The organism is Ottowia sp. oral taxon 894, from assembly GCF_001262075.1.
GTDB lineage: Bacteria > Pseudomonadota > Gammaproteobacteria > Burkholderiales > Burkholderiaceae_C > Ottowia > Ottowia massiliensis.
In genome coordinates, this window is sequence record NZ_CP012073.1 from 1,868,648 (window position 1) to 1,891,108 (window position 22,461).

Sequence of the window (22,461 nt, forward strand, 5' to 3'; positions counted from 1 at the left end):
TTCTGCAAAAAGCGCTCTGGACAGGTTCTCAGATCAGCTCGGCGGCCAGCTGGCGCGCCAGCTCGCTGAAGCCGTCCCAAACAATCTGCACGCCCACGCACAGCAGGATGAAGGCCGACAGGCGCAAAAACACCACCATGCCCGCCTCGCCCAGCGGCTCCAGCAGCCGCCGCGCGTTGCGATAAACCAGATACACCGTCAGCCCGGTCAGGAAATTGGCCGCCACGGCGCCAGCCATGCGCGCCAGCAGCACGCTCCACTTCGGATCGAACAGCGCCGCGCCCACGGTGATGGCCGCCGCAATGGAGCCGGGGCCGCAGGAGATGGGAAAAGTGAGGGGATAAAAAGCCTGGCTGCGCGCCTGCTCGGCGGTATAGGTCTCGGCCAGCTGGCTGCGCGGGCTTTTCTCTTGCACGCGGCTGTTGAGCAGCTGCCAGGCCGTGCGGGCCACGATCATGCCGCCCGCCACCCGCACGATACCCAGCGACACGCCGAAAAAGTCCAGCACGTAAGAGCCAAACAGCATCGCGCCCGAGAGCAGCAAAAAAGAATTGAAGCCAATGCGCTTGGCCAAAATGGAGCGCGTGCCCTTGCTCGCGCCTTCCGTCAGCGACAGAAAAGTGGGCGCCATGGCCAGCGGATTGATGATGGGAAGAATGGCCGCCAGCACGAATATCAGCGCTTTGGCAAGGGCGGTCAGCAGCAAGAAGATTTCCATAGAAGCGGCGAATGTATCGAATTGCCACGCCCACCCCGGCCTTGGAGCTTGCTTACGGTCTGTTCGTGAGTGCAAACCGGACAGTCTGCGGCGCAGCCCATCCTCGCCGGGCCGCAAGCGGGCCATCAAACCCGTCTGCGGTTTTCGCTTTGCAGCCCATTCCGCTTCCCGATCCGCTGCCCCTTCAGCTGAATGAATCGAAAACAGGAGCAAATACAGGGCATCAAAAATGCCGCCTCGCGCAGATTGCACTAGGACATCATGCTATGGATAGAGGAGCAAAATCAAGCGGCCTGCCAGCGGCTTCCGTCAGTCTGGCCGTGGCTCCTTGCGGGCAGGCCGTGAACAGGCCGGGGGAGCGAAAAACTCCTGCGCGGAGCCTGGCGGCGGCGCTGGCGGATGGCCTGCTGCCGTGAAAGGCCGCGTCCGCTTGCATTGCCGCCTTCAGGCGCTTTGCGGCGTTGCAAATCCTCGCCGGGCCACAAGGACTGTCTGTGCCTTGCAGCCCATTCCGGTCCACTGTCTCATGGCCAGATCATGGACGGGTCCATGAACGGACACTTGAGAGTGCGGCTCAGTGCTTGTGGCCCGCGTGGCCTTCGTGGCCGTGACCGTCGTGATGATCGTGGCCGCTGCCGTGCTGCTGGCCCAGCTCGGTCACGGGGGCCTGGATTTGCTGGGTGAATTGCTTTTTGCTGGCGGCGTCTTCAAACGTGAGCGTGACGGGCACGGTGTCGCCGCCTTTCAGGGGCTGCTTGAGTTCCATCAGCATGACGTGATAGCCGCCGGGCTTGAGTTCGACGGGCTGGCCCTTGGCGATGGGCAGGCCGTTTTCCAGCTGGCGCATCTTCATCACGCCCTGGTCCATGCTCATTTCGTGGATTTCAACCACGCCTGCGACGGGCGATGCGCCGCCGATCAGCCGCACGTCTTGCGCGGCTTCGATGTTCATGAACAGGCCGGTGGCTTTTTGTTCAGGCACGGTGCCGCGCACCCAGGGCGAGTGAATGCTGACTTGCTGCGCGAAGGCGCTGGCGCAGAGTGTGAGGCTGGCCAGGGTCAGGGCAAGGCGTTTCATGGCTGAGGTTCCTTTCTCTTGGGGGTCAAAAAAAAACGGTTGGACGCGTCAGTGCGGCGCTTTCAGCAGCAGGCTGATGTCGTGGGCGTAGTCCTGCGGCGTTTGCTCGTGGCGCAGCGCCAGCCGCAGGCGGCCCTGCGGATCGAATACATAGGAGTGGGCCGTATGGTCCATGGTGTAGCTGCTGCCGGTGGGCACCTTGCGGTAGTAGACCTTGAAGTCTTCGGCCACCTTGGCCAGCTGCTCGCTGCTGCCGCGCAAGGCGATGAAGCTGGGGTCGAATGCGTTCATGTAGGCGCGCAGCACCTCGGGCGTGTCGCGCTCGGGATCGACGGTGACGAAGATGACTTGCAGGCGCTCGCCATCCTTGCCCAGCATCTTCTTGACCTCGGCAGCGCGCAGCAGCGACGTGGGGCAGATGTCGGGGCACTGCACGAAGCCAAAGTACAGCAGCACGGCCTTGCCTTTGAAGTCGGCCAGGCTGCGCTCCTTGCCATCGGCATCGGGCAGGTGGAAGTCTTTGCCGTATTTGGGGCTGCCGGTCAGGTTCACGCCCCGAAAAGGCTCCGGCAGTGCAGCGGGCTGCTGGTCGGTCTGCGGGCTGCAAGCGGCCAGCAGGGCGGCCAGGGCCAGTTGCGCCAGTGCCAGGCGGCGGGAGATGGGAGTCACGCAAAAACCTCCTTCTTGGAGCGTGTTTGCATTTGCGGCCAGATTGCAAACAGGCTCTTGCTGCACAGGGTGGATGTGGCAGGCATGCTGGCAGGCAGCCTTCCGCCACGAGCGAAGGGGCGATTGTGCAATGCCCGTCATGGCGCGCCGCCAGCGGTTTTGCGGCTGCTCACGCGGGCATCACACTCGGTTACGTCTCGTAGAATGCGACCCTTTTATCCCATGATGTAAGGCAAGCGAGATGGTCAAGATCAAGCGCGGCCTGGACCTCCCCATTGAGGGAAGCCCCCAGCCGCAAGTCAGCGATGCGCAGGCCGTGCGCAGCGTGGCTGTCATCGGCGCGGACTATCACGGCCTCAAGCCTTCGATGGCCGTTCAGGTGGGCGATCGGGTGAAGACGGGCCAGCCGCTGTTTTCCGACAAAACGCGGCCCGGCGTGCACGTGACGGCGCCTGCTGCGGGCGTGGTCAGCGCGATCAACCGGGGCGAGCGGCGCGTGTTGCAGTCGGTGGTGATTGACGTGGACGGCGCGCCAGAGCAGAAAGAAGCGCTGTCTTTCGCGCGCTATGACGACGCAGCGCTGGCGCAGCTGGACGCAGCGCAGGTGCGCGAGAACCTTTTGCAGTCTGGCCAGTGGACGGCGCTGCGCACGCGGCCTTTCAGCAAGGTGCCAGCGGCAGATGCGGTGGCGCAGGCCATTTTCGTGACGGCGATGGACACGCACCCGCTGGCGGCTGATCCGGCGCCCATCATCAAGGCGCATGCAGATGATTTCCGGCGCGGGCTGCTGGCGCTTTCGCGGCTGGCGCCCGTGTGGCTGTGCAAAGCGGAAGGCGCGGCCTTGCCGGGCGAAGATGTGCCGGGCGTGCGCGTTGAAACTTTCGCGGGGCCGCATCCGGCGGGGCTGCCGGGCACGCACATTCACTTTCTGCATCCGGTGGATGCCGCGCGCAGCGTGTGGCACATCGGCTATCAGGATGTGATTGCCACAGGCAAGCTGTTTGCCACGGGGCGGCTGTGGACGCAGCGCGTGGTGGCGCTGGGCGGGCCGGTGGTGAAACAGCCGCGCCTGCTGCGCACGCGGCTGGGAGCCAATTTGCAGGAGCTGACGGCTGGCGAGCTGGCGGAAGGCGAAAACCGCGTGATTTCCGGCTCGGTGCTGGGCGGGCGCACGGCGCAGGGGCCTTACGGCTTTCTGGGCCGCTATCACGTGCAGGTGAGCTGCCTGCACGAAGGGCGCGAGCGCGAGATGCTGCACTTTCTGCGGCTGGGCGCGGACAAGCATTCGGTGACGGGGGCTTTCCTGTCGAGCTTCATGGGGCGGCGCCTGCTGCCCATGACCACGTCCACGCAAGGCAGCCCGCGCGCGATGGTGCCCATCGGCAACTATGAGGCGGTGATGCCGCTGGACATTCTGCCCACGCAGCTTTTGCGCTATCTCATCGTGGGAGACACCGAGATGGCGCAAAAGCTCGGCTGCCTGGAGCTGGACGAAGAAGACCTGGCCCTGTGCACCTACGTGTGCGCAGGCAAATATGAATACGGCCCCATCCTGCGGGACGTGCTGGCCCGCATCGAGAAGGAGGGCTGAAGAAAAATGGGTTTGCGATCTTTGCTAGACCGGCTGGCGCCGCACTTCGAGGAAGGCGGCCGCCTGCACCGGTGGTTTGCGCTTTATGAAGCGACCGACACCTTTTTGTACCGCCCCGGCAGCGTGACGCGCAGCACGGCGCACGTGCGCGACTGCCTGGACCTGAAGCGCATGATGATTCTGGTGTGGCTGTGCACCTTCCCGGCCATGTTCTTTGGCATGTGGAATGTGGGCTACCAGGCCAATCTGGCTTTTGCCGCGCAGCCTGATTTGCTGGCAGCGCAAACGGGCTGGCGCTTTGAAGTGCTGCGCCACCTGGCCGGGTTTGATCCCTCAAGCGTCTGGCACAACCTGCTGGGCGGGGCGCTGTGGTTCGTGCCCATCTACGCCGTCACCTTCGCGGTGGGGGGCTTTTGGGAGGTGCTGTTTGCCACCATCCGCAGGCACGAGGTGAACGAGGGCTTTTTTGTCACTTCCGTGCTGTTTGCGCTCACGCTGCCGCCCACCATTCCGCTGTGGCTGGTGGCGCTGGGCATCAGCTTTGGCGTGGTGCTGGGCAAGGAAGTGTTTGGCGGCACGGGCAAGAACTTCATCAATCCGGCGCTGGCCGGGCGCGCCTTTTTGTTCTTCGCCTACCCGGCTTTCATTTCGGGCGACGCGGTGTGGAATGTGGTGGATGGCTACGCAGGCGCCACGGCGCTGAGTCAGGCCGCCGCTGGCGGCGTGCAGGCGCTGCCCGCGCATGGCCTGAGCTGGATGGATGCTTTCCTCGGCTTCATGCCCGGTTCGGTGGGCGAGACGAGCACGCTGGCCATTTTGCTGGGCGGCGGCGCGCTGCTGGTCATGCGCATTGCGGCCTGGCGCATCGTGGCGGGCGTGATGCTGGGCATGGTGGCCTTGAGCACGCTGTTCAACTGGATCGGCTCGGCCTCCAACCCCATGTTCGCCATGCCCTGGTACTGGCATCTGGTGCTGGGCGGCTATGCCTTCGGCATGATGTTCATGGCAACCGATCCGGTATCGGCCGCCATGACGAACGCGGGCAAATGGGCCTTCGGCATTCTGATTGGCGTGATGGTGGTGATGATCCGCGTCATCAACCCCGCTTTCCCCGAAGGGATGATGCTCGCCATCCTGTTTGGCAACCTGTTTGCGCCGCTCATCGACTATTTCGTGATGCAGGCCAACATCAAGCGGAGGGCCGCACGCCGTGTCTGAAGTCAAGCAAGAATCCACGCGCCGCACGCTGCTGGTGGCGCTCATGGTGTGTCTGGTGTGCTCGGTGGTGGTGGCGGGCGCGGCCGTGGGGCTGAAACCCGCACAGGTGATCAACCGCGAGCTGGACAAGCAGCGCAACATCCTGGCGATCGCCCATCTGGCCGATGCCGCCGCGCCCGCAGCCGAAGTGCAGCGCATCTTCAAGGAGCGCATCCAGCCCCGCCTGGTCGATCTGGACGCCGGGCGCTTTTCCGACGCGCAAGACGCCGCCACGTTTGACGCGCTCAAGGCCGCGCAAGACCCGGCCCTGTCGGCTCCGCTGGCGGCCAGCGACGACATCGCTTCCATCCGCCGCCGCGAGCGCTATTCGGTCGTTTACCTGGTGGAAGACGCGGGCGCGCTGCAAACCATCATCCTGCCCGTGCGCGGCTACGGCCTGTGGTCCACGCTGCACGGCTTTATCGCGCTGAAAAACGACTTCAAAACCGTGGTGGGCCTGGGCTTTTACCAGCATGCCGAAACGCCCGGCCTGGGCGGCGAAGTGGACAACCCGCGCTGGAAAGCGCTGTGGCCCGGCAAGCAGGTGATGGACGGCGAGGGCCAGCCCGCCATTCGCATCGTCAAAGGCAATGTTGATCCGGCCAGCCCGCAGGCGTTGCACCAGGTGGACGGCCTGGCAGGCGCCACGCTCACCAGCAACGGCGTGAGCCACCTGCTCAATTTCTGGCTCGGCCCCAAGGGCTTCGGCCCGCTGCTGGCCCATTTGCGCGAAGAACAAGGCACGCACTGACAAGGACTGACACACATGGCACAACCCACGATCAGGCAGGTTCTGCTCGACCCTGTCCTGAAGAACAACCCCATCACCCTGCAAATCCTGGGCATTTGCTCGGCGCTGGCCGTCACCTCCAACCTGAAAACGGCGCTGGTCATGTCCATTGCGCTCACGCTGGTGACGGCTTTTTCCAACCTGTTCATCTCGGCCATCCGGGCGCAAATCCCATCTTCCATCCGCATGATCGTGCAGATGGTCATCATCGCCTCGCTGGTCATCGTGGTGGATCAGGCGCTCAAGGCCTTCGCCTTTTCGCTGTCCAAGCAGCTGTCGGTATTCGTGGGGCTGATCATCACCAACTGCATCGTCATGGGCCGCGCCGAAGCCTTTGCCATGCAGAACCCGCCCGTACTCTCGTTTTTTGACGGCATTGGCAACGGGCTGGGCTACAGCGCCATGCTCATCACGCTGGGCATCTTCCGCGAGCTGTTTGGCGCGGGCAAGCTGCTGGGCCACACCATCTTGCCCGTGGTCAATGACGGCGGCTGGTACGTGCCCAACGGCCTGCTGCTGCTGCCGCCTTCGGCCTTTTTCCTCATTGGCCTGATCATCTGGGCCTTGCGCACCTGGAAGAAAGACCAGGTGGAAGCCGCCGCCTGGCATCTGGCCCCGCAAGTCAGCAACAGGGAGGGCATCTGACATGGAGCACTACCTCAGCCTTTTTTTCCGCTCCGTGTTCATCGAGAACATGGCGCTGGCCTTCTTTCTGGGCATGTGCACCTTCATCGCCATTTCCAAAAAGGTGCAAACGGCCATTGGCCTGGGCGTGGCCGTGGTGGTGGTGCAGGCCATCACGGTGCCTGCCAACAACCTGCTTTACCGCTGGCTGCTCAAAGACGGCGCGCTGGCCTGGGCGGGCCTGCCGGAGGTGGATCTGGGCTTTCTGGGCCTGCTGTCCTACATCGGTGTCATCGCCGCCATCGTGCAGATTCTGGAAATGCTGCTCGACAAATACGTGCCCAGCCTCTACAACGCGCTGGGCGTGTTCCTGCCCCTCATCACGGTGAACTGCGCCATCATGGGCGGCACGCTTTTCATGGTCGAGCGCGACTACACCTTTGCCGAAAGCGCCGTCTATGGCGTCGGCTCCGGCCTGTCGTGGGCGCTGGCCATTGCCGCGCTGGCGGGCATACGTGAAAAGCTCAAATACAGCGACACGCCCGCCGGCCTGCGCGGCCTGGGCATCACCTTCATCACCATCGGGCTGATGGCGCTGGGCTTCATGTCCTTCTCGGGGGTGCAAATATGACCACCGAAATCCTGCTCGGCGTAGGCATGTTCACCGGCATCGTGCTGGCGCTGGTCGTGCTCATTCTCTTTGCGCGCTCCAAACTCGTCTCCAGCGGCGATGTCGCCATTGAAATCAATGGCGAACGCCGCATCACCGTCCCTTCCGGCGGCAAGCTGCTGCAAACGCTGGCGGCGCAAAACATCTTCCTGTCCTCGGCCTGCGGCGGCGGCGGCACCTGCGCGCAGTGCAAATGCGTCGTTGAAGAAGGCGGCGGCGAAATGCTGCCCACCGAAGAGCCGCACTTCACCCGGCGCGAAGCGGGCGAAGGCTGGCGCCTGTCGTGCCAGACGGCGGTCAAGCAAAACATGAAGATTCGCGTGCCCGAAGAAGTCTTCGGCGTGAAAAAGTGGGAATGCACGGTCGAATCCAACCCCAACGTCGCCACCTTCATCAAGGAACTCACCCTGCGCCTGCCCGAAGGCGAACACGTCAATTTCCGCGCCGGCGGCTACGTGCAGCTCGAATGCCCGCCGCACACCGTGGCCTACAAAGACTTCGACATTGCCGATGAATACCGCGCCGACTGGGACAAATACAACCTCTGGCGCTACGTCTCCAAAGTGGAAGAAACCACCGTGCGCGCCTATTCGATGGCCAACTACCCCGAAGAAAAAGGCATCGTCAAATTCAACATCCGCGTCGCCACCCCGCCGCCCGGCCGCGACGACATCCCCCCCGGCAAGATGTCCTCGTGGGTGTTTGGCCTCAAGCCGGGCGACAAAGTCACCGTCTATGGCCCCTTTGGCGAGTTTTTCGCCAAGGAAACAGACGCCGAAATGGTCTTCATCGGCGGCGGCGCGGGCATGGCCCCCATGCGCTCGCACATCTTTGACCAGCTCAAGCGCCTGCACAGCCAGCGCAAGATTTCCTTCTGGTACGGCGCGCGCTCCCTGCGCGAAGCCTTCTACGTTGAAGAATTTGACCGCCTGGCCGCCGAAAACCCCAATTTCACCTGGCACCTGGCGCTCTCCGACCCGCAGCCTGAAGACCACTGGAGCGGCCCCACCGGCTTCATCCACAACGTGCTCTACGAGGACTACCTCAAAAACCACCCCGCGCCCGAAGACTGCGAGTTCTACATGTGCGGCCCGCCCATGATGAACGCCGCCGTCATCAAGATGCTGCTGGATTTGGGCGTGGAGCGCGACAGCATCTTCCTGGACGATTTCGGCGGCTGACGCGGCTGTTTCTTCCTAGCGACCCAGGGCGCGGGGCAAAGCAGAAAACGCGCTTTATGCAAATGCCAACGGCTGAAAAGCTGCTGGCATTTTTAATGCGTGCAACCGGGCGCGGCGGGGGCGGTCGGGACGGGGCCTTGGACTGCTTCCGTCCGCCTGCTTGCATCAAAAAACAGGAGCTAATTCGGTGGGGGTGAAATGCCCTTCTGCGCAGATTCCACTAGGACATCTTGCTATTAAACAAGGAGCGAAATGAGCCTGTCCGCCCACTGTCTGCTCGCTGCCTGCGCCTTGGCGCATCCCCGCCCACAGGCGCCGCGCTGAGCTGGGGGCGGGCAGGGCGCGCGCTCTACACTTTTGCTTTTTTGCCGAGCTGTTCCGTCATGCAACCCCTCTCTCCTGTTCTGAGCGAAGCCAGACGCATCGTTATCAAAGTTGGCTCCAGCCTTGTCACCAACGAAGGGCGCGGGCTGGACGAGCAGGCCGTGGGGCAGTGGTGCCGCCAGATGGCCGCCCTGGTGCGCGAGGGGCGCGAAATCATCATGGTTTCCAGCGGGGCCATTGCCGAGGGCATGAAGCGTCTGGGCTGGGCGCGTCGGCCCCATGCCGTTCATGAACTGCAAGCCGCCGCCGCCGTGGGGCAGATGGGGCTGGCGCAGATGTACGAGCGCCAGCTGGTCAGCCACGGCCTGGGCAGCGCGCAGGTGCTGCTGACGCACGCCGACCTGGCCGACCGCGAGCGCTACCTGAACGCGCGCAGCACGCTGCTGACCCTGCTGGGCCACGGCGTGCTGCCTGTCATCAATGAAAACGACACGGTGGTTACGCACGAAATCCGCTTTGGCGACAACGACACGCTGGGCGCGCTGGTGGCCAATCTGGTGGATGCCGATCTGCTCATCATCCTGACGGACCAGCAGGGCCTGTACACCGCCGATCCGCGCCATGACCCCGCTGCCGAGTTCGTGCACGAGGCGCAGGCGGGCGATGCCGGGTTGGAGCGCATGGCTGGCGGCGCAGGCTCCGGCATCGGCACGGGCGGCATGATCACCAAGGTGCTGGCGGCCAAGCGCGCGGCCGGATCGGGCGCCAGCACCGTCATTGCCTGGGGCCGCGAGCCTGATGCGCTGCTGCGCCTGGCGCGCGGCGAGCGCATTGGCACTTTGCTGGTGGCGCCCACGCGCCGGCATCACGCCCGCAAGCAGTGGATGCTGGACCATCTGCAATTGCAAGGCAGTGTGCGCATTGACGCGGGCGCCGCTGCCAAGCTGCGAGATGAAGGCAAGAGTCTGCTGCCCATAGGCATGACGGCTGTGCAGGGGCAGTTCGCGCGCGGCGACGTGATCGCCATTCTTGACGAGGGCGGCGCGGAGCTGGCGCGCGGGCTGGCCAACTACTCCAGCGCCGAAGCGCGGCTGCTGTGCCGCAAGCCTTCAGCCGAGATTGCCGCCACTCTGGGCTATGCGGTGGAGCCGGAAATGGTGCACCGGGATAATCTGGCGCTATTGGATTAGAAGCGGATTCAAGGGGCTGAATTGCCCCTTTGTCGCCGTGGATGCTGCGCAGGTCGCTATTGTTTCGGGAGCGAATGCCATCTATTTCTTCGCCTATTCCCGCCAGTGCTCGCCCACCCAGAGCGCGGGGCGGATGTATCGAAAGCGCCGGTTGCGGCGGCCGGCCAGCGCGTCGGGCGGGTTGCATTCGCCGTGAAAGATGACGATGCGTGCGCCCGCCGGTATGGCGGGCGGCTTGAAGTAATTGGCGGGCCAGCGCGGAATGCTGTGGTATTTGAAGCTGGGGCACCACTGGGCGGGCCAGTAGGCCAGCCTGCCCTGGCGGTGCAGAAAGTCCGAGAGATAGGCCTGCTCGTTGCGGAACTGCCGGCGAATGGATTCAAAGTGCGTGCGGAAATGTTCCAGCACGTCGGGGTGCGCGCCCAGCTCGAAGCGATAGACAGAGGAATTGCCCGTGATGCGCCAGGGGCGCTTGTAGTCGTGGATGATGAGAAATTCGCCCGGCTGGGTGAAAAACTCGTCCAGGCTGCCGACGATGACGACGTCAATATCCAGAAAAAGGGCCGTGCCGCGCAGGCCGTATTCGTCGCACAGGCTGCGGCTGAAGGTGGTGAGCTTGGTCCAGCCGCGCTCGGGTATGCCCGGAGGCAGCGCCAGCGGCGGGATGGGCAGGCACTGCACTTCAGGGCGGATGCCGCTGGCGTCGTCCGTGAGGCAGATGAAGCGGAAATCGCCTTGCAGATGGCGGCGCGCCATGCCGTAGAGGCGGTTGACGTATTCGGGGCCGTATTTCCGGCCCCATTTCATGCACAGGATGTGGCGGGCGGTTTGCGGCGCGGCGGCGTGGGTCATGGGCGGCGGGGCGCAATCAGTCCGGGCGGCCTTTCTTGGCCGATTTCTGCTTGGGCTGGGCTTTCTTGATCTTGCCGCCCGCCGTCAGGCGCTGGTTGCCGAGCACGCGCAGGCGCTTGACTTCGGGCCGCTGGCCGCCGCGCGAGCTGTATTTGATGACCTTGACTTCGCGCGGGCCGGGCTTGCGGTTTTCATCAGGCGCGCGCGTTTTTTCGGGCATGGGGCGCCAGAGCACCAGCAGCTTGCCAATGTGCTGCACGCAAGCGGCGTTCAGCTCGTCGGCCAGCTGCGCGTAGATCGCTTCGCGGGCGGCGCGGTCATCGCCCAGCACGCGAATTTTGATGAGGCCGTGGGCGTTCAGGGCGGCGTCGGTTTCCTTGCGCACGGCATCGGTGAGGCCGTCGGCGCCGATCATGACGACGGGATCAAGGTGGTGTGCGTCGCCTTTGAGCGCCTTGCGCTCGGCGGGAGAGAGTTCAAGTTGGGGCATGGGAAAGGATTGTCCCTTGAAAATACGGGCCATGAAGTCTGGAACGAAGAGCAAAAAGCTCAACAAGGCATGGCTGCACGACCATGTGAATGACCCCTATGTGAAACTGGCCCAAAAGGAAGGCTACCGCTCGCGCGCGGCTTACAAGCTCAAGGAGATTGATGAGGCGCTGCGCCTGATTCGCCCCGGCTGCGTGGTGGTGGACTTGGGCAGCGCGCCGGGGGCGTGGAGCCAGTACGCGCGCCGCCGCCTCTCGCCGCAAGGCGCGGCTGCGGGGGAGCTGAACGGCGCCATCGTGGCGCTGGACATCTTGCCGATGGAGCCGATTGAAGGCGTGACCTGGCTGCAAGGCGACTTCCGCGAAGAAGACGTGCTGGCGCGCCTGCGCGAGGCGCTGGCCGGGCGCGCGGTGGATGTGGTGATCTCTGACATGGCGCCCAACCTGTCAGGCATCGAATCGGCGGACGCCGCACGCATCAGCCACCTGGTGGAGCTGGCGGTGGACTTCGCGCAAAACCATCTGAAGCCCGGCGGCGCGCTGGTGGCCAAAGTGTTTCACGGCAGCGGCTACAGCCAGCTGGTCAAGCTGTTCAAAGACACGTTCCGGGTCGCCAAGCCCATCAAACCCAAAGCCTCGCGCGGCCGCTCGGCGGAAACCTTTCTGGTCGGTGTGGGACTCAAGCGCCCACTGCGCGGCGAAAACCGTTGAAAGCGTGCAAAAGCCGCAGTCCGCGTCGGGGACGGCGCGCCCGCGAACCCTTTGGCAGGCTTGAAATACCTAGAATGAACCGCAGCTGAAAAAGCTTTGAAGAGCATCCCTTTTTCCTTTTCTCCTGACTGGAGCGTGTGGCTTGAAGAATCAACTGTTTTCAAAAGTGGCTGTCTGGCTGATAGTGGCGCTGGTGCTGTTTGCGGTGTTCAAGCAGTTTGAAAGCAGCGCGGCCAGCGCAGGCCATGTGGCGTATTCCGACTTTCTTCAGGACGTGCGCAATGGCCGCGTGAAAAGCGCCACCATTCAGGAAGGCCCCAGCGGCGCAGACATCGTGGCCGTGATGAGCGACGATCGCCGCGTGCATACCCAGGCCACCTACTTGGACCGGGGGCTGGTGGGCGATCTGGTCAATCACAACGTGAAATTCGACGTCAAGCCGCGCGACGAAGGCTCCTTGCTGCTGCGCATTCTCATGAGCTGGGGGCCGATGCTGCTGCTCATCGGCGTGTGGATCTATTTCATGCGCCAGATGCAAGGCGGCGGCAAGGGCGGCGCCTTCAGCTTTGGCAAGAGCAAGGCGCGCATGCTGGACGAAAACAACAACCAGGTCACCTTCGCCGACGTGGCCGGCTGCGACGAAGCCAAGGAAGAAGTCAAGGAAGTGGTGGACTTCCTCAAGGACCCGCAGAAGTTCCAGAAACTGGGCGGCCGCATTCCGCGCGGCCTGCTGCTGGTCGGGCCGCCTGGCACGGGCAAGACGTTGCTGGCCAAGTCCATCGCGGGCGAAGCCAAGGTGCCGTTTTTCAGCATCAGCGGCTCCGATTTCGTGGAGATGTTCGTCGGCGTGGGTGCGGCCCGCGTGCGCGACATGTTTGAAAACGCCAAGAAAAACGCCCCCTGCATCATCTTCATTGACGAAATTGACGCCGTAGGCCGCCAGCGCGGCGCGGGCCTGGGCGGCGGCAACGACGAGCGTGAGCAGACGCTCAACCAGATGCTGGTGGAAATGGACGGTTTTGAAACCAACCTGGGCGTGATCGTGGTGGCCGCCACCAACCGCCCAGACATTCTGGATTCCGCCCTGATGCGCCCTGGCCGCTTTGACCGGCAGGTATACGTCACGTTGCCCGACATTCGCGGCCGCGAGCAGATTCTGGGCGTGCACATGCGCAAGATTCCCATCGGGCAGGACGTGAGCGCCACCGTCATTGCCCGTGGCACCCCCGGCATGAGCGGCGCCGATCTGGCCAACCTCTGCAACGAAGCCGCCCTCATGGCCGCACGCCGCAACGCCCGCGTGGTGGAAATGCAGGACTTCGAAAAAGCCAAAGACAAGATCTACATGGGGCCGGAACGCCGCTCGATGGTGATGACCGACGACGAAAAGCGCGCCACCGCATACCACGAATCGGGCCACGCCATCATTGCCGAAATCCTGCCGGGCACCGACCCCGTGCACAAAGTCACCATCATGCCCCGTGGCCGCGCCCTGGGCGTGACTTGGCAGCTGCCCGAGCGCGACAAATACAGCCAGTACTACGACCAGATGCTCAACGAAATCAGCATCCTCTTTGGCGGCCGCATCGCTGAAGACCTGTTCGTCAAAAAGATTTCCACGGGCGCTTCCAACGACTACGAGCGCGCCACCAAAATCGCCCGCGACATGGTCACCCGTTATGGTATGAGCGCCGAACTCGGCCCGATGGTGTATGCCGAAAACGAGAGCGAGGTGTTCTTGGGCCGCAGCGTGACCAAAACCACCAACATCAGCGAGGCCACCATGCAGAAAGTGGATGCTGAAATCCGCCGCATCCTGGACGAGCAGTACGCCGTGGCGCAAAAGATTCTGGAAGCAAACCGCGACAAGGTCGAAGCCATGACCGAGGCGCTGATGCAGTGGGAAACCATCGACCGCGACCAGGTACTCGACATCATGGCCGGCCGCCCGCCGCGCCCGCCGCAAGACCACGCGCCGCACTCAAGCCCCTCAGGCGGCGGCCCCTCAGGCGGCACGCCTGTCGCCGATCACGCACCCACTGCGGCGTGAGACGCAAGGCAAGAAAAGAGCATTGACCACAAAAAGCGGAGCCTGTTTCCAGGCTCCGCTTTTTTGCATGTGCTGCGTTGCGAAGGATGGAACATGGTGCGAGCAGCGGAAACTGCATGTCGCGCGCAACAAGATGCGACAGACGGCGCAGATCGTCCGATAGCTCTCCTTCACATCCAGAATGTCAACGCTAGGATTGCCGACATGAAATCACAAACTCTTCTTTATGGCCGAAGCAGGCGCCGCGCGCGCGGCTTTTCGCTGTTGGAGGTGCTGATCTCCATCATCATTCTGTCTTTCGGCTTGCTGGGCGCTGTGGGGCTGCAAGCCACGGCATTGAAAAACAACCGCGATGCCCGTGCGCAATCGGTTGCGGTTGGCTTGGCGCGCGAGCTGGGCGAAATGATGCGCGCAAATGCCGAAGTGGCGGTGAAAACCTCTGGAAATCCATATCACGGGGAATGGTCTGGCACGAATATGGAGCCGAGCAATCCTTCCGACTGTTTGAATATAGGAAAAACCTGCGCGACGACCACGGATGTGGCGAATGCAGAAATGAGTGAATGGCTGGCGCGGGTTGAACGCTCGCTTTCCGGGGCGCGCGTGAAAGTCTGCATTGATGCTAATCCGTATAACCGAGATGGGCTGCCATCATGGGATTGTGATGCTACTCCAGCGGGTTCAGGCAATGCGATTACATCCATCAAAATCGGTTGGACGAGGGAGACCACGGACAGCAAGATTTTGCAAGCCAACGATACGGCGGCGCGTCCTTTTGTCGTTATCCCTGTTCTAATTGGTAAATGACGTCTATGAAGACTGTGAAGATGAATGTTCTTTCCTTCTCCATGGGGAGGCAAAGGAATTTACGTGGCATGACGCTAGTCGAGCTGCTGGTGGCGATGGCAGTAGGGCTTTTGGTAATCGCAGTTGCTGTTGCTGCCTTGGGTGTGAGCCAGCGTGGAGCCAGGGAGGTCGATGCAGCCTCGCAATTGCGCGATGACGCACGCTTTGCTGCCAGCATCATTCAGCGTCTTGGCGTTCAAACGGGATTTGAAGATCTGAAGTCGGCTACGCAGCCTTATTATGGTACGGAGAGTCTTTATAAATCCGGTACGGGTTTAAATATTGCTGATTTCATGCCAAGCGTGTTTGGATATAATAATGGAATTCCAAGTGCGTCAGATCCGATAAATAATGTTAAATCGCGTTCAGCGAGTAGCGAAGGTTATGGAAGTGATGTCTTGATTTTGCAAAATCAGGTGGTGAAACTTGACCCAAAATCTAGTTTATCGGATAAAAGCATGATCAATTGCATGGGTGTTTCGCCAGATAAGGCGTCCATTGATCGCAAAGATCGTATTATTAGTGTCTTTTATCTTGGAAAACCTGCGGGTGAGGGGGGTATGTCTTTGATGTGTGCAACTCAAAATGCAAAAGGATTATACGATGTTCAGCCTCTAATCAAAAATGTCGAGACGTTTCAGGTTTTGTATGGAGTTGACAATGTCACTCCAAACAAAGCGCCGACAGGACATTCCAGCAGCGTGCCCAATGGTTATCTCAGAGCCGACCAATTAACTGTGGTCGGTGATCCTGTTGCGACATATACAAATTGGCGAAGAGTCCGAAGTTTGCGTATTGGTCTTGTTTTGCAGGGTCCCAGAGGGACAGCTCCTAATAATGCGGAAATAAAACATTATCCATTTGGAGATGCGCGCTATGCCAATAGTGCAGATCCTGGTAGTGAATTTATCACCAAGGACAATCGACTTCATCAAACTGTCACATTTACAGTTCAGTTGAGGAATTGTCAGAATCAGGGGTATCAGCCTGAGAATTCTACTGTGCCGTGTGATGTCGTTGTTCCGACACCCTGAATGTGAAATATTCCATCTTGAGGCGAATAAAAATGCGAAAACGGACACATTGGCGCGCTGAATTAATAGAGAAACAGCGCGGCATCTCACTTCTGACTGTTTTGTTAATTTTGCTTATTGTGTCTTTGCTTGGGGCGGCTAGTGTGCAGATTACCATGATGAGCGAGCGAGGAGCAAGGAATGACCGCGATATGGATCTGGCATGGCAAGCTGCTGAAATGGGGTTGGTTGGGGCCGAAATTGAAGTTCAAGGGCCTAATAACTCGTCGAATAGCCGGACCCAGAAAATCCTGAGTGGCCATGTCAATATTCCAACCACGGGGTGTCAAACAAATGGCGATTGGAGAGGTTTTTGCTTCTATGAAACGAAGGTGAAAGGCAAGAGCCGCCCTACTTGGCTGGCGGTCGATATTGCTGAAACGGGAAGCGCTTCGCCTAGCGTCGAATTTGGTGCTTTTACGGGGCTGTCATTTGCTAGCGCAAATCAGAATGATGGCAAGGGTATTCAGCCAGCCTATGAACCTCGGTATATTATTGAAGATGTGTCGGATATTGAGTCGCTGAATGCTGGTGGCGGGATGGTAGGGGCCAGATATGCATCAGCAGCAGATCCTAACACGACAGTAAAAGCTGGCGGGCGCGTCTATCGAATTACATCCTTGGGTTTTGGCCCTCGAAAGGATATTCAGGCTGCTGTTCAGAGTATTTATCGTAATTAACTGTGGGAGATATATTGTGTTGAAGAAAGTGTTAAAGCAAACCTCTGTTGCGCGCGCGGTTGCGGTTTCTATTGTTATGTCGGTCTGCTCCTCTGTGTATAAAAGGGCGCTGGTTAAACCGATTGTCTTTGGGGGCGTGGCTGTTTCCTTCCCAATTTTAGTATGGAGTCAGTCGATGCCCAATATCAGGCCGTTGGATATTTCCTCCGTGCCGTTACATGCATCGATGCAAGGGGATAAGCCTGCGTTGACACTTGCGCTATCTGTGGAATTTCCGACGGTTGGTGCGCAGTATGTGCATACGAGGTATGCAGAAGAAGACACCTCTTACGATCCAGGTAAGGAGTATATTGGTTATTATAATGCAGAGTTGTGTTATTCCTATATTGATAGGCCGTCAGAGGTGCCAATCGCAGGAAAAACGCTTTCGGATTACAAGCGTTTCGCGATTAAGGAAAGGGCGCAGAATCACAAATGCGCTGACGCATTTAGCGGGAACTTTCTGAACTGGGCTAGCAACTCAGCGATTGACATGCTGCGTTTGGCGCTTTCCGGGGGGGATCGGATTATTGACCAACCGGGGCTGACAATTTTGCAGCGTGCTGTTCTTCCTGATGGCACGCTTGCCCCTGCTTCTAAGGGGGATGGGCCGAGCTGTTTCTGGAATTCGCAGAACTTCCCGGCAAAAGGTTTAAAAAAGGGAACCGACGGTCGCTTTTCAGGAGCCATTCCTAACGAAATGGTTAAACGGGCGAATGATAATAAGGCCGAAACGATTTGGGTTGCTAATATACTGAACCGGATTTATTTCGGATTGAGTAAAAGAGGTACTCGAGGTAGTTGTAATGAGGTGGCGAGGAATACGGGTGAAGCGACGAGTGCAACATTGAGCTATACCCTGGGTGATCCCAAAGGTGGTGTGCAGGCTGGGTCGTTTTTTTCTCCCGGGCAGGGCACTCGCTGTGCTGGTGAAAATGAGATATGCAGAGTGGGGGAAAGCACGCACTGGGTCTATTACGGCGAGGCTTCTAAGGGCTGGATTCGGGCTGCGGCTAAAGGCGTGGTGCGTTGCAATAACGAGACGTTCGGCAAGGATCCAGCGGTTGGCAAGGTGAAACAGTGTTATACGGCGCCGATAAAACCGATGGCGGGGCTAATGAATTCAGACGGGTTCTTTTATGCTCGCGTAGAAGTGTGCGGCAAGGATGGGGCCGGACAATTAAGGGACGTTCGCGACTACAAAATGTGCGGAAGTTATCCTGATGGCAACTATAAGCCGGAAGGCACTATTCAGCGATATAGCGATCAACTGCGTCTTTCTGCATTTGGCTATGCGATTGACAACACTCTTAGCTACCAAAATGGCAAGAAGGGTCGCTACGGGGGGGTATTGCGGGCACCTATGAAATTTGTGGGGCAGCGCACTTTTGATGCGTATGGAGTTGATACGACGCCGTCAGGCGGCAATCCGAATGCTGAATGGGACGCTGTGACGGGAGTTTTTAAGGAAAATCCGGATAATGATACATCCTATAACACGAGCGGTGTGGTCAATTATCTGAACAAGTTTGGACGTCTCTTGCCAGACAGGCCTGGCAATTACAAGGTTTACGACCCTTCCAGCGAGTTGTATTATGAGGCGTTGCGCTACTTGCAGGGCTTGCCCCCCAGCTCTGATGCTGTGAAGGATCTGACCTCGGCGATGTATGACGGTTTTCCGATTTACAAGGATTGGACGGAGTTGGACCCGTTCGCCGGACGACCTAAGGAGGCTGATTACTCTTGTGTCCGAAACAATATTGCCTTGATTGGCGATGTTAATACGCATAATTCGCAAAGCTATGATCCTAATAACAACCGGCTTCCTTTTCAGGATACGGCGAAAAACATCATAGATTCCCGTTATTGGACGAAGGTGGTCCAGGCGTTTGAAAGCAAGGCGAGCATGTCATACGTCGACGGGAGCGGCGCAACGCAAACGACCTCCAATCCAAATACAGCTTCATACTCCTCCCCCGCTGCGGGAGATACACAAAGGAGTGCTCCCATTATTGGTTTGGCATATTGGGCGCATACGCACGATATACGTGGCGCGGATTGGACGGCTCAGCCCGCCAAGCAGCGTCCGGGTCTGCGTGTTAAAACGTTCATCTTTGACGTAAACGAGTACGCGTTAGAGGCCGACGATACGAAACGTCGCACTAATAACCAGTATTACACAGCAGCCAAATACGGTGGTTTTCGTGATCAGCCTGATGCAGATAACCGTCCTTATAATCTCAAAGGCAACCCGTTCTATGATCAGAATGGAAGCGTAAACAATGATGTCTGGCAAGATGCTAGTCGGCAGATGGAGCCGCAATCCTATTTTCTTCAAAGCGACGGACGTAGTGTTTTGGCTGCTTTTGATAAGATCTTCAGCGAGGCTACTTATGCTCAGAGGAGTATTGCAGGGGCCGCAGCTTCTAGTGGCGCGTTGACTCAAAATGACTCTCATGTTTATCAAGCTTCATACGATACAAGTGGTTGGACAGGCGATTTGCAGGCGTTTGCGTTGAAGATTGGATCTGATAATGTAACGCCTGAGCTTGGAAATGCGGTTTGGTCTGCCAAACAGCAGCTGGATACTATGATTGCAAATGGAGAGGCGCGCAATATCGTTGTTGGCAAGTATGGAGATAATCCATCAAGTCCGGTAGCGACGAAATTTTCAGAAGGCACCATTGAAAGGGCCTTGCAAGCGGATCTGGATAGATTCCACCCGACATCTGCGCAGGATGGCCGCTGGAAGGAACGGGTGGCTTATTTGCGCGGCGGTAAAACGCATGAAGGAAGTGGTTCTGGGCAATTCCGCCAGCGTTCAAGCGCGTTGGGTGATATTGTGAATTCTGGCGCGCAGTATGTTGGCGCACCAGCGTATCGTACCGGCATGGACAAAAACTATGGCAGTTTTGTTGAGGCTAATGCGAATCGGAAGCCTGTAGTGTATATTGGTGCAAATGACGGCATGCTGCATGCGTTTGATGCGAAAACGGGCAAAGAAATTTTTGCCTATATTCCAAGCTGGCTTGGTCCTAAGCTGGGAGCACTGACCGATCCCGCATATAACCAAGCAGGCAATCACCAAGCATACGTGGATGCATCGCCTGTCGCGGGTGACGTCAATGTCAGCACTGATGCAGACAATCCTGTTTGGAAATCCGTGCTTGTTTCAGGTACAGGCGGTGGGGGGCGCGGGGTTTTTGCACTTGATATTACAGACCCTGTTAAGTTTGATTCGTCCAAGGTATTGTGGGAATTTACTCCTAGCCATGATGCCGATATGGGATATGTACTCGGCAAGCCTCGCTTAGTGCGTATGCGCACTAGTGCACCCAAGGATGAAACCGTAAAGACACGTTGGTTTGCGATGGTACCTGCTGGCGTGAATAACTATACGAAAGATCCCATTAGTGGAAAGTTTAGCTCGACTGGTAATCCTGTTATATTCTTGCTCGCGCTAGATAAATCCCCTGGAACGGCTTGGTCGCTTAATAGTAATTTTTATAAGATAGAATTGCCGTTCAAGTCGGATTTAATAGAGCCTATCGATGGTTCCAGTCAGGTGCGGCCGACAGGTATAGTCAATCTGGAGGCATTCAGAAACAGTGATGGCGTTGTTGAGGCGGTATTTGCAGGCGATCTGCATGGTAATTTATGGGCCTTGAATTTTGCGGAAAATGGATTATCGGACTGGACTGCCAGCAAGCTTTCCAGATTTTCTACAGGGAGTAAAGCCTATCCGATGTATATAGCAAAAGATGCGTCTGGAGGCATACAACCGATCACAGCTGCTCCTACCATTCTGAGAGGAAATACACAAGGTACTTACTTTGTAGGATTTGGTACCGGAAAATATATCGAGCCCAAGGATCCAAAGAGCACGCAACAGAATACTTATTATGTTCTTTTTGATGATGGAACGACTAAAGGCGCTACTTCAGGAGTGGTTGGTATTCCGGGACGGGATCGTTTGCGGAAAGTCGTAAAGGACACGGATAACAAGCTCAAACCAGATGACCGTTTCTTCTGGGGGCGTGCGACGAGTTCTTCTGGAGAGGAGCGCTCGGGGTGGTATTATGATTTACCCGAAACTGGTGAGCGGATTGTTTATGACTCAACTTATATTTCGTTGAGTACGACTGTTATGTTCAATAGCCTGATTCCAGATGCTGCTACTGCTGTGGGTATTTGTGGCGTATCTGGCGGCGGAGGGAATGGTTACTATGTTGATCTTTTTTCCGCTAGAGGAGATGTTACACGCTCCAATGTTGGCATACCAGGCCAACCCTTGGTTTTGGCTAATGATCCGGGGACAACTGAAACGGCCGCAGATAGCACGGGTAGGCGCATGCGTTCGCGCCCACAAGTGGCTGTCACGCCCGGCATTAATAGTATTTCCGCGCGGCAGGCTGGAACTCAGGTTTTCCCCGTGGGAAGGCTGAGTTGGCGGCAAATTAATAACTATCAGGAGTTGAGAAAACAATGAAATATTGTTTAGTAAACGCTTCTTCACTAGCGAGGCAAAAAGGTTTTACATTGGTGGAGCTGATGATTGTGGTTGCCATTGTGGGAATATTGGCAGCAATAGCCTATCCTTCCTACCAGGAGTCGGTTCGCAAAGGGCGCCGTGCGGAGGCCCGCGCGGCGCTTGCTGAAACCATGCAGCAGCAAGAACGTTATATGACGCAATACAACACATACAAGGATTTCTCGCTTGGTGATAGCAGCGTGCCTTTCAAAACAAAAGTTGGCGATTCAACTACGACGTACAAGCTGAAGGCGGAAGCTTGCCCGGCTTCGGGGAGCTATACGCCAACGGTCAAGGAATGCATTAAGGTTGTGGCATCTCCTGTCATCAATGATCCTCTGGTGGGCGATCTTAGTCTGACCAGCACAGGCGTGAAAGACTGCACAGGATCGGCGAAATCTTCACAATTTCAACTGTGCTGGCCATGAAAACTTCTATCTGCCCGAATTGCAGGAGTCACGGCTTCACGCTCATTGAGCTGATGGTGGTGATTGCGATTGCTGCCATTTTGCTTACGCTGGCAGGGCCGAGTTTTGTATCGGCCTATCGAAACGCCAGGCTGAATTCGTATACGAACGGGATGGTTGCGGCCATCAATGCGACCCGCGGTGAGGCTATGAAGCGGAATATGTTCGCACTGATGCAGCCTAAAGACGGTTCGGATTGGAATACTGGCTGGATCATCTTTGTGGATACGGATATGAATATGCAGCTGGACCGGTCAAAAGATATCGTGATTGTGGAGCATGAAAGCCATGACCAGGATAGCTTTATTCAGATTTCCAGCAAAACCGATGTGACGGGTTCATCCGGCACGCTTGTCGCTTTCGATGGCTCCGGTTTCGCCAAGGGGAATAATGCTTCGGTTCCCAATACGACATTGACGCTTAAGCGCACGGATGTTCCAGTGGCGGAGCAGGATAACGTGACCCGCCGCATCAAGATCGCCCGCTCAGGCAGAGTGCGCGCCTGTCGGCCAAAAGAGGACGCCACCTGCACAGAATAGCGTTTATCTCTCAAAACCGCCATCTGCTGGCGGTTTTTTTATTAATGATGTACAGCAGGATTGGAGCGCGTTTGCGCGAATGAATTTTGTGGA

The 22,461-nt window shown here is 58.5% G+C and carries 20 protein-coding genes; 15 read left to right on the forward strand and 5 right to left on the reverse strand.

Annotated features, from left to right (window positions below; all coding sequences use genetic code 11):
- Nucleotides 1–28: 28 nt before the first annotated feature.
- From ADJ79_RS08105 to ADJ79_RS08115, 3 genes are all read right to left on the reverse strand, one after another.
- Complete coding sequence (locus ADJ79_RS08105; RefSeq protein ID WP_050715532.1) at nt 29–718, reverse strand: MarC family protein; 690 nt, start codon at nt 716–718, stop codon at nt 29–31.
- Nucleotides 719–1,292: 574 nt separating this feature from the next.
- Entirely contained in the window at nt 1,293–1,796 is a 504-nt protein-coding gene (locus tag ADJ79_RS08110; RefSeq protein ID WP_050715533.1) for a copper chaperone PCu(A)C, read from the reverse strand.
- Nucleotides 1,797–1,844: 48 nt separating this feature from the next.
- Complete coding sequence (locus tag ADJ79_RS08115) at nt 1,845–2,465, reverse strand: SCO family protein (RefSeq protein WP_050715534.1); 621 nt, start codon at nt 2,463–2,465, stop codon at nt 1,845–1,847.
- 241 nt (nt 2,466–2,706) lie between these two features.
- Here ADJ79_RS08115 and ADJ79_RS08120 point away from each other — a divergent pair, with 241 nt between their 5' ends.
- The 7 genes from ADJ79_RS08120 (at nt 2,707) to proB (ending at nt 10,092) form a co-directional block, all read left to right on the forward strand.
- Nucleotides 2,707–4,056: a Na(+)-translocating NADH-quinone reductase subunit A gene (locus ADJ79_RS08120; protein WP_050715535.1), complete on the forward strand. Its 1,350-nt coding sequence runs from the start codon at nt 2,707–2,709 to the stop codon at nt 4,054–4,056.
- 6 nt (nt 4,057–4,062) lie between these two features.
- Nucleotides 4,063–5,274 carry an NADH:ubiquinone reductase (Na(+)-transporting) subunit B gene (locus tag ADJ79_RS08125; RefSeq protein WP_050715536.1) on the forward strand — a complete coding sequence of 404 codons (1,212 nt, stop codon included), beginning with the start codon at nt 4,063–4,065 and terminating at the stop codon, nt 5,272–5,274.
- Nucleotides 5,267–6,064 (forward strand): Na(+)-translocating NADH-quinone reductase subunit C, encoded by a 798-nt coding sequence (locus ADJ79_RS08130; RefSeq protein WP_082203201.1) that lies wholly within the window; start codon nt 5,267–5,269, stop codon nt 6,062–6,064. The genes ADJ79_RS08125 and ADJ79_RS08130 overlap by 8 nt, the downstream gene beginning before the upstream one ends.
- Nucleotides 6,065–6,079: 15 nt before the next feature.
- Nucleotides 6,080–6,748: an NADH:ubiquinone reductase (Na(+)-transporting) subunit D gene (locus tag ADJ79_RS08135; protein WP_050715537.1), complete on the forward strand. Its 669-nt coding sequence runs from the start codon at nt 6,080–6,082 to the stop codon at nt 6,746–6,748.
- Between the two features lies 1 nt (nt 6,749).
- Nucleotides 6,750–7,358, forward strand: coding sequence for an NADH:ubiquinone reductase (Na(+)-transporting) subunit E (nqrE, locus tag ADJ79_RS08140; RefSeq protein WP_050715538.1), 609 nt, complete (start codon nt 6,750–6,752; stop codon nt 7,356–7,358).
- Nucleotides 7,355–8,578, forward strand: coding sequence for an NADH:ubiquinone reductase (Na(+)-transporting) subunit F (nqrF, locus tag ADJ79_RS08145; protein WP_050715539.1), 1,224 nt, complete (start codon nt 7,355–7,357; stop codon nt 8,576–8,578). The genes nqrE and nqrF overlap by 4 nt, the downstream gene beginning before the upstream one ends.
- A gap of 383 nt (nt 8,579–8,961) precedes the next feature.
- Nucleotides 8,962–10,092, forward strand: coding sequence for a glutamate 5-kinase (proB, locus tag ADJ79_RS08150; RefSeq protein WP_050715540.1), 1,131 nt, complete (start codon nt 8,962–8,964; stop codon nt 10,090–10,092).
- 93 nt (nt 10,093–10,185) lie between these two features.
- On the opposite strand, the gene ADJ79_RS08155 is transcribed toward proB, so the two are convergent.
- Together ADJ79_RS08155 and ADJ79_RS08160 are read right to left on the reverse strand one after the other, a co-directional pair.
- Entirely contained in the window at nt 10,186–10,944 is a 759-nt protein-coding gene (locus ADJ79_RS08155) for a hypothetical protein (protein ID WP_050715541.1), read from the reverse strand.
- A gap of 16 nt (nt 10,945–10,960) precedes the next feature.
- Nucleotides 10,961–11,434 carry a YhbY family RNA-binding protein gene (locus tag ADJ79_RS08160; RefSeq protein WP_050716508.1) on the reverse strand — a complete coding sequence of 158 codons (474 nt, stop codon included), beginning with the start codon at nt 11,432–11,434 and terminating at the stop codon, nt 10,961–10,963.
- 31 nt (nt 11,435–11,465) lie between these two features.
- On the opposite strand from ADJ79_RS08160, the gene ADJ79_RS08165 reads away from it, so the two are divergent.
- The 8 genes from ADJ79_RS08165 (at nt 11,466) to ADJ79_RS08185 (ending at nt 22,368) form a co-directional block, all read left to right on the forward strand.
- A complete protein-coding gene (locus tag ADJ79_RS08165) occupies nt 11,466–12,143 on the forward strand; it encodes an RlmE family RNA methyltransferase (protein ID WP_050715542.1) in 678 nt (225 codons plus the stop codon).
- Nucleotides 12,144–12,285: 142 nt separating this feature from the next.
- The gene (gene ftsH, locus ADJ79_RS08170; protein WP_050715543.1) at nt 12,286–14,193 is read left to right on the forward strand and encodes an ATP-dependent zinc metalloprotease FtsH; all 1,908 of its coding nucleotides are present in this window, start codon (nt 12,286–12,288) and stop codon (nt 14,191–14,193) included.
- 204 nt (nt 14,194–14,397) lie between these two features.
- Nucleotides 14,398–15,000, forward strand: coding sequence for a type IV pilus modification protein PilV (pilV, locus tag ADJ79_RS13205; protein WP_082203382.1), 603 nt, complete (start codon nt 14,398–14,400; stop codon nt 14,998–15,000).
- 41 nt (nt 15,001–15,041) lie between these two features.
- Nucleotides 15,042–16,073: a PilW family protein gene (locus tag ADJ79_RS13210; RefSeq protein ID WP_256381522.1), complete on the forward strand. Its 1,032-nt coding sequence runs from the start codon at nt 15,042–15,044 to the stop codon at nt 16,071–16,073.
- Between the two features lie 32 nt (nt 16,074–16,105).
- Nucleotides 16,106–16,792: a PilX N-terminal domain-containing pilus assembly protein gene (locus tag ADJ79_RS13215; RefSeq protein ID WP_082203203.1), complete on the forward strand. Its 687-nt coding sequence runs from the start codon at nt 16,106–16,108 to the stop codon at nt 16,790–16,792.
- A gap of 16 nt (nt 16,793–16,808) precedes the next feature.
- Nucleotides 16,809–21,320, forward strand: coding sequence for a pilus assembly protein (locus ADJ79_RS13220; protein WP_253273802.1), 4,512 nt, complete (start codon nt 16,809–16,811; stop codon nt 21,318–21,320).
- Complete coding sequence (locus ADJ79_RS13225) at nt 21,317–21,790, forward strand: type IV pilin protein (protein WP_082203205.1); 474 nt, start codon at nt 21,317–21,319, stop codon at nt 21,788–21,790. Before ADJ79_RS13220 ends, ADJ79_RS13225 begins: the two co-directional genes overlap by 4 nt.
- The gene (locus tag ADJ79_RS08185) at nt 21,787–22,368 is read left to right on the forward strand and encodes a GspH/FimT family pseudopilin (RefSeq protein ID WP_050715546.1); all 582 of its coding nucleotides are present in this window, start codon (nt 21,787–21,789) and stop codon (nt 22,366–22,368) included. The genes ADJ79_RS13225 and ADJ79_RS08185 overlap by 4 nt, the downstream gene beginning before the upstream one ends.
- Nucleotides 22,369–22,461: the final 93 nt, after the last annotated feature.

Bases quoted from the DNA above. Each gene is read 5' to 3' on its own strand.
- ADJ79_RS08105 (WP_050715532.1), bottom strand. From the start codon at position 718: ATGGAAATCTTCTTGCTGCTGACCGCCCTTGCCAAAGCGCTGATATTC.
- ADJ79_RS08110 (WP_050715533.1), bottom strand. From the start codon at position 1,796: ATGAAACGCCTTGCCCTGACCCTGGCCAGCCTCACACTCTGCGCCAGC.
- ADJ79_RS08120 (WP_050715535.1), top strand. From the start codon at position 2,707: ATGGTCAAGATCAAGCGCGGCCTGGACCTCCCCATTGAGGGAAGCCCC.
- ADJ79_RS08125 (WP_050715536.1), top strand. From the start codon at position 4,063: ATGGGTTTGCGATCTTTGCTAGACCGGCTGGCGCCGCACTTCGAGGAA.
- ADJ79_RS08135 (WP_050715537.1), top strand. From the start codon at position 6,080: ATGGCACAACCCACGATCAGGCAGGTTCTGCTCGACCCTGTCCTGAAG.
- nqrE (WP_050715538.1), top strand. From the start codon at position 6,750: ATGGAGCACTACCTCAGCCTTTTTTTCCGCTCCGTGTTCATCGAGAAC.
- nqrF (WP_050715539.1), top strand. From the start codon at position 7,355: ATGACCACCGAAATCCTGCTCGGCGTAGGCATGTTCACCGGCATCGTG.
- proB (WP_050715540.1), top strand. From the start codon at position 8,962: ATGCAACCCCTCTCTCCTGTTCTGAGCGAAGCCAGACGCATCGTTATC.
- ADJ79_RS08155 (WP_050715541.1), bottom strand. From the start codon at position 10,944: ATGACCCACGCCGCCGCGCCGCAAACCGCCCGCCACATCCTGTGCATG.
- ADJ79_RS08160 (WP_050716508.1), bottom strand. From the start codon at position 11,434: ATGCCCCAACTTGAACTCTCTCCCGCCGAGCGCAAGGCGCTCAAAGGC.
- ADJ79_RS08165 (WP_050715542.1), top strand. From the start codon at position 11,466: ATGAAGTCTGGAACGAAGAGCAAAAAGCTCAACAAGGCATGGCTGCAC.
- pilV (WP_082203382.1), top strand. From the start codon at position 14,398: ATGAAATCACAAACTCTTCTTTATGGCCGAAGCAGGCGCCGCGCGCGC.
- ADJ79_RS13210 (WP_256381522.1), top strand. From the start codon at position 15,042: ATGGGGAGGCAAAGGAATTTACGTGGCATGACGCTAGTCGAGCTGCTG.
- ADJ79_RS13215 (WP_082203203.1), top strand. From the start codon at position 16,106: ATGCGAAAACGGACACATTGGCGCGCTGAATTAATAGAGAAACAGCGC.
- ADJ79_RS13225 (WP_082203205.1), top strand. From the start codon at position 21,317: ATGAAATATTGTTTAGTAAACGCTTCTTCACTAGCGAGGCAAAAAGGT.
- ADJ79_RS08185 (WP_050715546.1), top strand. From the start codon at position 21,787: ATGAAAACTTCTATCTGCCCGAATTGCAGGAGTCACGGCTTCACGCTC.